The 12,381-nt window shown below is 66.9% G+C and carries 7 protein-coding genes; 1 reads left to right on the top strand and 6 read right to left on the bottom strand.

What is annotated here, in order from left to right; all coding sequences use genetic code 11:
* Nucleotides 1–546: 546 nt before the first annotated feature.
* Nucleotides 547–1,521: an RluA family pseudouridine synthase gene (locus tag M2299_RS17340; RefSeq protein ID WP_280884740.1), complete on the bottom strand. Its 975-nt coding sequence runs from the start codon at nt 1,519–1,521 to the stop codon at nt 547–549.
* 406 nt (nt 1,522–1,927) lie between these two features.
* Here M2299_RS17340 and M2299_RS17335 point away from each other — a divergent pair, with 406 nt between their 5' ends.
* On the top strand, nt 1,928–5,161 hold the full coding sequence (locus M2299_RS17335) for an Rne/Rng family ribonuclease (RefSeq protein WP_280884739.1): 3,234 nt from the start codon (nt 1,928–1,930) through the stop codon (nt 5,159–5,161).
* Between the two features lie 115 nt (nt 5,162–5,276).
* Here the strand turns inward: M2299_RS17335 and M2299_RS17330 are convergent, their stop codons facing one another.
* The 5 genes from M2299_RS17330 to M2299_RS17310 are packed head-to-tail and all read right to left on the bottom strand — an operon-like array spanning nt 5,277 to nt 12,379.
* A complete protein-coding gene (locus tag M2299_RS17330) occupies nt 5,277–6,161 on the bottom strand; it encodes an endonuclease/exonuclease/phosphatase family protein (protein WP_280884738.1) in 885 nt (294 codons plus the stop codon).
* Between the two features lie 2 nt (nt 6,162–6,163).
* Nucleotides 6,164–9,331: a discoidin domain-containing protein gene (locus M2299_RS17325; RefSeq protein WP_280884737.1), complete on the bottom strand. Its 3,168-nt coding sequence runs from the start codon at nt 9,329–9,331 to the stop codon at nt 6,164–6,166.
* Complete coding sequence (locus tag M2299_RS17320; RefSeq protein WP_025876515.1) at nt 9,328–10,164, bottom strand: carbohydrate ABC transporter permease; 837 nt, start codon at nt 10,162–10,164, stop codon at nt 9,328–9,330. The genes M2299_RS17325 and M2299_RS17320 overlap by 4 nt, the downstream gene beginning before the upstream one ends.
* A complete protein-coding gene (locus M2299_RS17315) occupies nt 10,161–11,042 on the bottom strand; it encodes a sugar ABC transporter permease (RefSeq protein ID WP_025876513.1) in 882 nt (293 codons plus the stop codon). Before M2299_RS17315 ends, M2299_RS17320 begins: the two co-directional genes overlap by 4 nt.
* Complete coding sequence (locus M2299_RS17310) at nt 11,039–12,379, bottom strand: sugar ABC transporter substrate-binding protein (protein ID WP_099843062.1); 1,341 nt, start codon at nt 12,377–12,379, stop codon at nt 11,039–11,041. The genes M2299_RS17315 and M2299_RS17310 overlap by 4 nt, the downstream gene beginning before the upstream one ends.
* Nucleotides 12,380–12,381 lie beyond the last annotated feature (2 nt).

The following is a 12,381-nucleotide window of genomic DNA, read 5'->3' as shown; positions in this document are numbered from 1 at the left end:
CCGGAACGAATCAAACCGTCACCGGGAACCTGTCGAAGGCGGGGCGGGGGGGGGGGGGGGGGGGGGGGGGGGCGGGGGGGCGGGCGCCCCCCCCCCCCCCGCGGGGGGGGGGGGGCCCCCCCCCCCGCCCCCCCCCCCCCCCCCCCACCCCCCCCCGCCCGTGCCCCTCATTTTTCCGTGCGTGCCAGCCGCGCGATGAAAGGATTAAAAGCGAAGCCCGCGCTGCGCGCGTGAGTCGAGCGTTGCTCGACTCTACAAAGGCTGCGTGCAGCCTGGGGTCTACGCTGCGGCTGTCGGGTCCGCCTTGTAGCGAGCCGAGCACCGCAGGTCCGGCGAGGGCGAAGAGGCGCGGGTGTTTGAGCGCAGCGAGTTCCGCGCCGCCCCTCGGCGGACCGAGGAGCACAGGGCACCGGCGCGCAGCGCTGGCTCGCGGATGGCGGCGTGTTTCTTTGGTTACTTTCTTTGCACGAGCAAAGAAAGTGACAAGCCCACTTATCGCAGGGAAACGACGGCTCCAGCCAAACGCCCGGCGCCGCCGAACCGCCCTTAGCGAAGTCGATCCAGCGCCTCGACCAGCTCATCGGCCAGCGGCGCGTTCAGCACATACGGGCTCTTGCCGTCGTCCAGCGCGAACTCCAGCGACGCGGCATGCAGGAACAGGCGCTTCAGCCCGATCTGCTCACGAAGCCGCTTGTTGACCGCAGGATCGCCGTATTTGTCGTCACCGGCGACCGGATGTCCCAGATGCTGGGCGTGCACGCGGATCTGGTGGGTGCGGCCGGTTTCGATACGCACCTCGCAATAGGAATGGCCGCCCTTGCGCTCCAGCACCCGGAAATGGCTGATGGATTCCTTGCCGATCGCGTTGACCTGCACATGACGCTCGCCGCCCTGGCGCAGGCCCACGTGCAGCGGCGCGTCGACCGTCATCACCCCGTCCGGCATGCGCCCGGCCAACAGGGTCAGGTAGCGCTTGCGGATACCGGCGCCGTGGTCTTCACGCAGCAGTGCCTGCAGCTCGCTCAGTGCCGAACGCTTCTTGGCCACGATCAACAGGCCCGAGGTATCACGGTCCAGCCGGTGGACCAGTTCGAGGGTCTGCCCGGGGCGCAGAGCGCGCAGGGTCTCGATGGCGCCGAAGCTGATGCCGCTGCCACCATGGCTGGCGACGCCCGTCGGCTTGTTCAGCGCCAGCAGCCGGGCATCTTCGAAGACGATGGCCTGCTCCAGCCGACGCATGAACGCCTCAGGCGGCCCCGCCCTGTCTCCCTCTTCGCTGAGACGAACCGGCGGTATCCGCACTTCGTCGCCGGCCTCCAGCTTGCGCTCGGCCTTGGCGCGGCCGCCATTGACGCGCACCTGCCCGCTGCGGACCAGCTTGTAGACCAGGCTGCGCGGGGCACCCTTGAGCTGGCCGAGCAGGAAATTGTCCAGGCGCTGGCCGGCGCGGTCGGCCGGAACGGTGATCATGCGCACGGAAGGCTTGTCGCCGGCCGGCTTGGTGGGGTCTTGTGCAGTCATCAGCCTGTTTATTCTGTTACACTCGGGGGGCGAGATAAGGGATTGATTTCGTTGGAAGTTGCTCAGGGCCAGAAGCCCCGCTTCCGACGAATCCGGCACAGTGCGCGACCACCGCCCGCGGGGCGGCCATGTTAGCGGCTCACCGGCGTTCCCGGCCATCGCCGATTGCCTGACACGCAGTCGCGCTGAACATGTCCCGTGCGGCGCTCCAGCCTGGCTGACAGCTGCCTCCGGCCCTGCAACACCCAAAACCAGAAAATTGAAGCGCTCCCGCGGCCTGCCGTGGTGTCGTAGCGCTGGAAACCCAAGCCGCCCTCCCCGCGCTTGCGCGAATGGGCGGCGAGCCGTGTCCAGAGGCGAAACTCCATGGCGTTCCGCGCGGTAGCCGCTTGCGAGGAACGCAACAATGAAGCGAATGCTGATCAACGCCACGCAGGCTGAAGAGCTGCGTGTTGCCATCGTGGATGGCCAGTCGTTGTATGACATCGACATCGAGCAGCCGTCCAAGGAACAGAAGAAGTCCAACATCTACAAGGGCCGGATCTTCCGCATCGAGCCCTCGCTGGAAGCGGCCTTCGTTGAATACGGTGGTGGCCGCCATGGCTTCCTGCCGCTGAAGGAAATCTCCCGCGATTACTTCCAGGCCGGTGTCGACCACAACAAGGCCGGCATCCGCGAGCTGCTGAGGGAAGGCCAGGAAATCGTCGTCCAGGTGGACAAGGAAGAACGTGGCAACAAGGGCGCCGCCCTGACCACGTTCATCTCCCTGGCCGGCCGTTACATGGTGCTGATGCCCAACTCCCCCAGTGCCGGCGGTGTTTCCCGTCGCATCGAGGGTGAAGACCGGGCGGCGCTGAAGGACGCTCTGGACAAGCTGAACATCCCCGACGAAATGGGTGTCATCATCCGTACCGCCGGCGTCGGCCGCGATGCGGAAGAGCTGCAGTGGGATCTGGATTACCTGCTGAACGTCTGGCGCGCCATCGCCGAAGCCGCCCTGAGCAAGCCGGCCCCGTTCCTGATCTACCAGGAATCGCGCCTGATCGTGCGCGCCCTGCGTGACTACCTGCGCGCCGACATCGGCGAGATCCTGGTGGACACCGAGGAAATGTACGAGCACGCCAAGGAGTTCATGCAGCAGGTGATGCCGCAGACCCTGCGCAAGCTCAAGCATTACAAGGACGACATCCCGCTGTTCAACCGCTTCCAGATCGAATCGCAGATCGAAGGCGCCTACGAGCGCAACGTGCGCCTGCCGTCGGGTGGCTCGATCGTGGTCGACCAGACCGAAGCGCTGACTGCCGTCGACGTCAACTCCTCGCGCGCCACCAAGGGCAGCGACATCGAGGACACCGCGTTCCAGACCAACCTGGAAGCGGCCGAGGAAGTGGCCCGCCAGCTGCGCCTGCGCGACCTCGGTGGCCTGGTGGTGATCGACTTCATCGACATGGCCTCCAACAAGCACCAGCGTGAGGTCGAGAACCGCCTGGCCAACGCGCTGAAGTACGACCGTGCACGCGTGCAGGTCGGCCGCATCTCGCGCTTCGGCCTGCTGGAAATGAGCCGCCAGCGCCTGCGTCCGAGCCTGGGCGAATCCAGCCAGATCGTCTGCCCGCGTTGCGACGGCCATGGCCGCATGCGCAGCGTCGAGTCGCTGTCGCTGTCGATCATCCGCGTCGCCGAAGAGCATGCGATGAAGGAGAACACCGGGCAGGTGCTGGTACAGGCCCCGGTGGAGATCGCCAATTACCTGCTGAATGAAAAGCGCGGCGCGCTGGGCGAAATCGAGAAGCGCCACGAGGCGCCGATCGTGATCGTTGCCGACGAACAGCTGCACACCCCGCATTACACCGTCACCCGCCTGCGCGACAACGAGCTGGGCGAGGAAAGCGGCAAGCCGAGCTACCAGCGCGGTACCCCGCGCAAGCTGCCGGTGCATGCGCTGACCAAGGGCCAGCTGAACATCCCGCCGCCGATGGTGACCCAGGTCAAGCACAACTCCCCCGCCCCGGTGCGGGAGGAAGTGGAACCGGTCGCCGCCCCGGCACCGGCACCGGTGGCCGCAGCGGCCCCGGCAGCCGCCGCCAGTGGTGGCGTCGTCGGCTGGCTCAAGCGCATCTTTGGCGGCGAGCCGGCACCGGCCCCCGCACCGGCACCGACCGCACGCCAGCCGCAGCAGGATGGCGGCCGCCGTGACCGCAACAAGGATCGCAACAAGGACCGCAAGGACCGTCGCGAGGACAGCCGTGGCAACGGCGGCAATGGCAATGCGCAGCAGCAGAAGGACGGCGGCAACCGCAAGGACCGCGGTGAGCAGCGCAAGGATGGCCGCAACGGCGGCAGCCAGGCCAATGGCAATGGCCAGCAGCAGCCGCAGCAGCAGGGCAAGCCGAAGGATGCCCAGCAGCCGCAGCAGCAGAACAAGCCGCGCAACGAACAGGGCCAGGGGCAGCAGCAGCCGAAGCTGAAGCAGCCGAGGCAGCCGCGCCCGCAGGACGGTGACAAGCCGGCCGAGAAGCCGCAGCGTGCCGCTGCCGAAGCCCCGGCCGATGTCGTGACCGCTGCCGCTGCCGTGGCTACCACGACTGCGGTTGCGGCCACGGTTGCGGTGCAGGAAGAAAAGGCACTGGCACCGGCCGTCGCCACTGAAAACGTGGTCGACACCGTCGCGGCCGTGGACACCGCCGCAACGACCGATGCCGAGGTCGTGGTTGCGACCGGGGCAGCCGAGGATGCTGCGGCCGATGCCGCAGGCGATCAGACCGGCGAAGGCGCAACCCGCCGCCGCCGTGGCCGTCGCGGTGGTCGTCGTCGTCGTCGTGGTGGCGCCGAGAACGCTGCAGGTAGTGACGTACTGGGTGATGACCTGGACGACGGCGATGATGCCGAAGGCGAGGACAACGACGGCGATTCGGTCGAGCAGACCGCCCCGGCTTCGGTCGGCGCACCGGCAGCCGCCGTGCAGCCGTCGCGTTCGCAGCCGGAATTCGATTTCGATGACGAAGTCGAGCCGGCCGCCGCTGATGCCGGCAAGCCGGCACGTGCGCCGGTTGCAGTGGCTGCCGCGGTTGCCCCGGTTGCTGCCGTAAGCAGTGCCGTGGTCGAGGCAGCCGCTCCAGTGGCCGCCGCAGTGCAGACTCCGGCTCCGGTGGAAGCAGTCGCCAAGGTCGAACCGGCCCCGTCGCCGGTGCAGACCAGCATGCTGGATGCCATCGATGCAGCGACGCCGGTGCAGCCCGCGCCTGAAGCGGCTCCGGTGATCGAGGCGAAGCCGCCGGTGGTCGAGACCGCTGCTGCGATCGAAGCAGCTCCGGTCGCTGAACCTACCGCGGTGGTCGAAGCCGCACCGGTGGCCGAGCCGAAGCCGGTGGTGGCCGATGTTGCGCCGGTGGTTGAAGCTGCTCCGGCAGTCGAACCGAAGGCCGAGGTTGAAGTCGCCCCGGTCGCCGAGCAGCCCGCAGCCCCGGTGGCTGTCGAGGCCGCACCGGTGGACGCCGCTGCGCCGGTCGCCGATGCGGTCGTGCCGGCGCAGGTCGACCCGATCGCCGATGGCCATGCCGACGCTGCCGCACAGGCCGCCGACGCGCAGGCGTCGGAAGAAGATGAAGACGCCGGCAAGCGCACGCCACCGGTCGCCTGATCGATCCTTGATCGGCAACAACGAAACGGCGGGGATCGATGATCCCCGCCGTTTCTGTTTGTGACGTATCAGATGCCGTAGCGAACGCTTGCCGCGTCGCCACGCGAGGCCGCTATCAGGGCTTCGGCGCGAACTGCAGCCGGGTCCACACCCCGTAGTGATCGGAGGCCCAGCGGCCGCCGTCATCAGGCTGGTCGAACAGGATCTTCGCTTCGCGCGCGACCATCTCGTCCTGCTGGAAGAAGATGTGGTCGATCCGCGACGGCGCCTGGTAGTAATGGCGGTTGAGCGTGCTCACACCCGCCAGGTCGGTGTTGACATGCACGCTGCCGTAGCTGTCGCCGTAGTGGCTGCGCAGTTCGCTCAGATCGCCGGCATCGACCAGGGCGTTGAAGTCGCCGGCAATCACCACCGGTGCCCCCGCAGAACTGCCGGCGATGAAACGCAGCAGATCCTCGACCTGGCTGCGGCGGATGCGCTGGCCGGCGTCGTCACTGCGCTCGTTGAGATGGGTGGCATAGACATTGACCGGCCTGCCCTCCACGTCGATGCGCAGATGGGCCACGGTGCGGTAGTCATCCAGCGGCAGCAGCAGGTGTTCGCCATGCGCCAGGATCGGGCGCCGGGTCAGCAGCGCATTGCCATAACGCTTGGGTGCACCCACCGGATCGGTGGACACGAATACGTACCGGTAGCCGAGCTGGCTGGCCAGCCACTGCGCCTGGTTGCGGACGTTGCGCCTCTGGATCACCTCCTGCAGCGCGATGGCATCGGGCTGCAGGCGCTTGAGCTCGGCCACGATCGTGCGACGACGGCTGGGCCAGTCCTCGCGGTCGTGGTGCAGGTTGAATGTGACCATGCTCATGCCGGGTTCGCCGACCGCTGCGGCCGCGCCAGCCGCGCTGGCCGGCTCAGCGGCTGGCGCCAGCCCGGGCAGGGCCAGCGCGATCGCCAGCCCCAGCGCGCAGAAACCGCGACCGATTCCGAGCGGACCTCGCATGCTTACTTTTCCTTGCGTTCGGCGCGGCGCACTGCGCTGGGCACATCGATCTCGACGCGTGCCGGCAACTGGTGCACATGCAGCTCGTTGTTGACCCATTCCGCCGCCTCGCCGTTGACCGTCGCCTGGCCCGGCTCGCCTGCATACGGCCATGGCAGCACCACGCCACCGGCCGGCGGCACCAGCCCGGGCTGCACTTCCAGCACCAGCTGCTTGTCGCTGCGCTGCAGGCGATAGTTGAGCTGCCCCTGCGGCGTGCGCAGGCCCTGCACGGCAATGCCCTCGCCCTGCAGCCACGCCACCGGGATACCGGCGGCCAGCACCAGCGCCTCATCCGCATCGCGGTTGTAGCCGAACATGTCCAGGGCCGAGCGGACGAAGTCCGAGGCTACCCAGGCATGCGGCAGGTCTCCCACGAAGAACGGCTTGCGCGGCGTGCGCGAGACGACCTCGGCCCACTGGTTCCAGGCCTGCGGCGCACGATCCTTGAAGAAGAACTCGGTGGCCTGCCAGGCACGATCACGCCATCCCAGGCGCACGAACGCGGCGACGTTGCGCCATTCGTACGGCGTGTAGTCCTTCCATTCGCGCTTGCCATCGCGGCGTGCGACGAATTCGTTCCAGTAACGCTGGAAGGTCGCGTCCAGCGCCTGCTGCGGCAACCGCCCCTGCTCGCCGCCGGGCGCCAACGCAATCGTGGTGGAGGTGGCGTCGAAGTCACCCAGCTCGGCCGAGCCCGGCAGGTAATCAATGCGGTGCTGCTGCATGGCCGCCAGCAGCGAGGCCTGCAGGTCATCACGGAACTGATCGCGCGACTCGCTGATCTGCATCGCCTCGACCTTGCCCAGCTGCGCCGCCAGTTGCGCGGCGTCCTTGTAACCACGCAGCGCCCAGAAGTTGTCCCAGTACGAATGCATCGGCTTGGCCGAATAGCCCTCGTGGCTGATCGAGGCCGGCATCATCCCGTAGAAGGCAGGATTGCGCGCGCGGTTCTCCTCGGTGCGCTCGCTGCCCCGCAGCTGCTCCATGTAGCTGTAGGCGCCCAGCACATGCGGCCACATCTGCTCGAGGAAGGCCGTGTCGCCGGTATAGCGGCCGTACTCGGCGATGTTGTAGATCAGTTCGCCGTGGCTGTCGTTCTCCGGCACCGGGTCGCTGCCACGCGCATCGACGCAGCACGGCACCTTGCCGTTTTCAAACTGATAGGGCGCATACCAGGTCACGTAGTCACGCACGGCATCGCTGCGACCCATCCGCAGCAGGCCTTCGGAGATCATCGCGCCATCGCGGATCCAGCTGCGTGCATAGGAGCGCGTACCCGGCTGCAGGCGCGGGCCGACCCGCGAGATCAGCATGTGCGCCACTGCGGTGCGCAGGGTTTCCACCAGCGGTTGGCCGGCGGCGGGCACCTGCAGGGTCACCACGCCCAGCTTGTCGCGCCACATCGTCGCGACCTGCTGCTGTGCCTTGGCCACGTCCAGCGCCTGCGGCGCCCAGCTGCCGGTCTGCGGCAGCACGATCGCCACCTCGCGGCTCTGCCCGGGTTCGAGCTTGATCGTGTACAGCAGTGCGCCGGACGCCATGCCGGTCGCGTCCTTCACCGCAGTAGTGCCGGGCAGCTTGCCGCTGGCCAGGTGCATCGCATCCAGTTTGCCGTCGAAGCTGCTGGCAAAGCGCGCATCCGGTACCTGCAGGGGATACAGCCGCGGTTCGCCATTGATGCGCACCAGCTGCTCGCCCACGTCCAGGCTGTCGATGCGGCTGAAGCCGCCCACGGTGTTGAGGAACTGGGTGGGTGGATTGACCTGCCACGGGCGGATCGCCAGGGCCAGGGTGTATTCGTGCGCGACCTTGTCCGGATTGCTCAAGCGGTAGCGCCCGATCAGCTGGGCGCGTTCGGGCGTGCCCTGCACGAAGCTGGTCACCGACAGGCCGGCCTTCTCGTGCACCCAGTCGACCGTGGCGATCGGCAGGTAACGATCCTGCAGTGACTGGCTGATGGCAACGTTCGACCAGTCAAGCAGCTTGCCGTCGAGGCGGATGAACGGCTCGATGCTGAAGCTGCCCTTGGCCGGCTCCAGTGCGCCGTCCTCGCTGATCAACGCATGCTCCTGGCCACCGTCCAGGCCAAGCAGGGTCCAGTACGGCTGCTCGCCAACGTAGGCGCGCGGCAATGCGCCACGCGGCAGGTCGGCCGCCACCGAGGACAGGAAGGCGTTGGGAGTCGCGGCGAACGCCAGCGGCTTCAGGGTGATGTCACGGATGCCGTAGCGCCAGTTCGGCCCGCCCTGCAGATCGAAACGCAGGTAGCGCGCATCGGTGTCGGGCAGTGCCAGCCAGTCCCGGCCTCCGGCGCCTGCGGTCACTTCTCGCACGGTACGCCAGTCACGGCCATCCTCGGAGATACGCACGGTGTAGCGGTTCGCTTCCAGGTCGGGCAGCCAGTCGATCACCGCACCGCCGATCTCGCGGCTCTTGTGCAGGTCCAGGCTGATGGTCTGCTGCTTGACCCCGCCACTGATCCAGAAGGTATCGGACTTGCCGTCGATCATCCGGTCCTGCAGCGCGGTTGCGGTATCGGCGATCACCGAGGGCCGCAGCGCCGAATCATCCTGCGCGGGCAGCCCCTGCAGGGTCAGCTTGTCGAAGCACACGGTACCGCGACCGCCGACCTTGCTGTAGATCGTGAATTCCATCGACGCGCTGCGCGCCATGTCCTTCTCTGGCGATGGCCCCCAGGCCTTGTCGATCTGCCGGCGGCGGTACTCCACCGGCGTCCACGCCTTGGGGAAGGCATAACCGGGGCGGTTGACCCACCACACGTTGTCGCCGCTGGCGTCGATCAGCTTGAACTGCAGGTCGTTGGCAGGCGAATCACCGCGCAGCTGGAAGCCGAAGCGGTAGTTGGCCGGGTACTCGATGTTCAGCGGGCGGCGGATGCCGACATAGCCGGAGACCTCATGGAAGTCGTAATCCAGGCACAGCGCGCGGCCACCGCCAGCGCCACTGACCGGCCGCAGCGAGCCGCTGACCTGGTCGGACAACACCAGCTTCCAGGCGCTGATGTCGTCGAAATCATCCAGCACCTTCGGCGCGGGCAGCGCCGGTGGTGCGGCGATCGCCAGGGAAGACCACAACAGGCCCAGTCCAACGGCGATCGCACGCATCATCCCTTCACACTCCCCAGCAACAATCCTTGGATGTAGTACCGCTGCAGCACCAGGAACAGCGCCAGCACCGGAACCACGGTGACCACTGCGCCGGCCATCATCATTTCCACGTCCATGATGTGTTCGCGCGAGAGGGTGGCCAGGGCCACCGGCAAAGTGTAGTGCTCCTGGTCGGTCAACACGATCAAGGGCCACATGAAATCGTTCCAGGCGCCCATGAAGGTGAAGATCGCCAGCGTCACCAGCACCGGCTTCAGCATCGGCAGCACGATCTGGAAGAAGATCCGCAGTTCCCCTGCCCCGTCGATGCGCGCCGCTTCCAGCAGCTCATCGGGAATCGAGCGGGCGTACTGGCGCACCAGGAAGATGCCGAACACGCTGGCCAGCGCCGGCACGATCACGCCGCCGAAACTGTTGACCAGGCCCAGCTGCTTCATCAACAGGAACAGCGGCAGCATCGCCACCTGTGCCGGGATCACCAGCGCCGCCATCAGCACCTGGAACAGCCGCTCACGACCGGCGAACTGCAGCTTGGCGAAAGCGTAGCCGGCCATCGTGTTGAGCAGCAGCGAACCGAGGGTGATCGCCAGCGACACCAGCAGGCTGTTGGCGAAGTTGCCGCCCATGCCGGTGCGCGCGAACAGCTCGGTGTAATTGTGCGTGGTGATGCTGGACGGCAGCAGCGGCGGCGGGAAATGGGTGGCCTCGCCCTGCGGCATGAACGACACCGACAGCATCCACAGCAACGGTGCCAGGCTGACCAGGGCCAGCACCAGCAGCGCGCCATTGATCATCCACGGGTGCCAGCGTGACTGGCCGATTTCACGACTCATACCAACTGCCTCTTGCGGCCAAAGCGCAGCATCACGGTGGTCACCGCCAGGATGATCAGGAACAGCAGGAACGCCACAGCCGAGGCGCGTCCCAGGTTCCACCACTTGAAGCCTTCCTCGAACATGAAATACAGCACGCTGACGGTGCTCTGCAGTGGGTCGCCGCGGGTCATCACGTACGGTTCGGCGAACAGCTGGAAGTACCCGGAGACAGTGATCACCCCGACCACCAGCAGCACCGGTCCGAGCATCGGCAGGGTGATGTGCAGGAACTGCTTCCAGCGCGAGGCGCCGTCGATGCGCGCGGCCTCGTACAGGTCATGCGGGATCGCCTGCAGGCCGGCCAGGAAGATCACCATGTTGTAGCCGAAGTTCTTCCACACCGCGAACAGCATGATGGTCGGCATCGCCCAGTTGGGATCGCCCAGCCAGTCGATCGGGCTGATGCCAAGATGGCCCAGGCCGTAGTTCACCAGGCCATAGCTGGTGTGGAACAGGTAGCGCCAGATCACCGCCACCGCCACCAGCGTGGTCACCACCGGGGCGAACAGCGCGGTGCGGAACAGCGCCTTGAAGCGCGCGGCCGGGGCATTGAGCAGCATCGCCGCGCCCAGCGATACACCGATCGACAACGGCACGCCGATCACCACGAAATAGGTGGTGTTCCACAGCGACTTCCAGAACATCGGGGTCTGCAGCAGGTCGATGTAGTTGCCAAGACCCACGAAGCGCAGGTTGCTGCTGTCGGCCAGCGCATACAGGTCGAAGTCGGTCACGCTCAGCGCCAGCGCCGAAGCCACCGGCAGGCCGAAGAACACACCAAGCACGATCAGCGAGGGGCCGGCGAAGATCCAGCCGGCAAGCGAAGTACGTTTCATTGCGGGCTCCCGGCCGCGACTGCACTGGTCGAACCCGAGGGGGGTGCGCTGCGCTGCAGGCGTTGTTGTTCATGCATCCAGCGACGCTTGGCCAGCACCTTGTCCACGCGCTGGTCCAGTTCGGCCACGGCCTTGTCCTGCGGCAGGCCGCCACGCACCACCTGTTCGGTGACGATGCGCATTTCCTGCACGATGCGCTCCCATTCGAGCACCTTCGGGGTCGGCTTGACCCGCTCCAGCTGGTCTCGGAAGGCGGCGGCAAGTGGATCGTTGGCCAGCGACGGCGCATTCCAGGTGCTGCGACGCGGCGGCAGGTCGCCGATGATCGCGTGGAAGCGCGCCTGGATTGCCGGCCGCGACAGGAACTCGATCAGCTTCCAGGACGCTTCCTTCTGCTGCGACTTGCGGAAGATCACCAGGCTGGTACCACCGGCGATGCCGGCGCCCGGACCGTCCGGACCCGGCAGCGCGGCCGTGCCCCACTGCCCTTCCAGTGCCTTCGGTTGCAGCTTCTTGAACTCGCGGATGTTCCAGGGGCCGGAAATGTAGAACACGTTGAAGCCGCGGAAGAATTCATCCCAGACGTTGGAGATCTGCGTCTCGGACATCTTCGGCGCCCAGCCCTGCTCGAACATGTTGGCGTAGAACCCCAGCGTGCGGCGGAAGCCGGGGCTGGAGAAATTGCCACGGGTGTCGTCGTCGCGCAGCAGCGGATCGGGCTGCTGCAGGGCCAGCGACAGCTGCTGCTCGAACTCGTTGATCGGCATCAGCACCGCATAGCGGTTCGGGCCCTGCATGCGCTTGATCGCGGCCATCTGCTCGTCCCATTCGGCCCAGGTACGCGGCGGATGGTCGAAGCCGGCCTTGGCCAGCAGGTCCTTGCGGTAATAGATCAGGCGGGTATCGACGTACCACGGCACCCCGACCAGCTCGTCGTGGATCACGTTGGTATCCCAGATGCCCTGGAAGTAGTCCTTCGGATCGACAACGGTGGAATGCTGCACGAACGGCTGCAGTGGGGTCAGCGCGTTGAGTTCGGCGAACTCGGGCACCCAGGTGTTGCCAAGCTGGCACACGTCGGGCAGGCCATCGGCGGCAAAGGCGGTCAGCAGCTTTTCGTGCGCGGCCGTCCACGGGATGTTCTGCACATCGACCTTGATGCCGGGGTTTTCCGCTTCGAATTCGTGGATCAGCTCGCTGACCACTTCGGCCTCGCGCCCCATCGCCCAGAAGCGCACGGTGGTGGTGCCCTGCTCGGGGCGCGCGCAGCCTGCCATGACCAGCGCGGCCAGTGCAGGCAATGCCCAGCGTCGCAGGCGGTGTTTCCAGTCGTGCACCT

This window comes from Stenotrophomonas sp. 1278, assembly GCF_029892765.1.
GTDB classification, from domain to species: domain Bacteria; phylum Pseudomonadota; class Gammaproteobacteria; order Xanthomonadales; family Xanthomonadaceae; genus Stenotrophomonas; species Stenotrophomonas indicatrix.
Note: the sequence above shows the minus strand (reverse complement) of the source record. Positions and strands in the feature narration are given on the sequence as shown.

What these genes read in the sequence shown, in the direction of transcription:
- M2299_RS17320 (WP_025876515.1), bottom strand. Translation starts at nt 10,164, where the DNA reads ATGAGTCGTGAAATCGGCCAGTCACGCTGGCACCCGTGGATGATCAAT.
- M2299_RS17315 (WP_025876513.1), bottom strand. Translation starts at nt 11,042, where the DNA reads ATGAAACGTACTTCGCTTGCCGGCTGGATCTTCGCCGGCCCCTCGCTG.
- M2299_RS17330 (WP_280884738.1), bottom strand. Translation starts at nt 6,161, where the DNA reads ATGCGAGGTCCGCTCGGAATCGGTCGCGGTTTCTGCGCGCTGGGGCTG.
- M2299_RS17325 (WP_280884737.1), bottom strand. Translation starts at nt 9,331, where the DNA reads ATGATGCGTGCGATCGCCGTTGGACTGGGCCTGTTGTGGTCTTCCCTG.
- M2299_RS17335 (WP_280884739.1), top strand. Translation starts at nt 1,928, where the DNA reads ATGAAGCGAATGCTGATCAACGCCACGCAGGCTGAAGAGCTGCGTGTT.
- M2299_RS17340 (WP_280884740.1), bottom strand. Translation starts at nt 1,521, where the DNA reads ATGACTGCACAAGACCCCACCAAGCCGGCCGGCGACAAGCCTTCCGTG.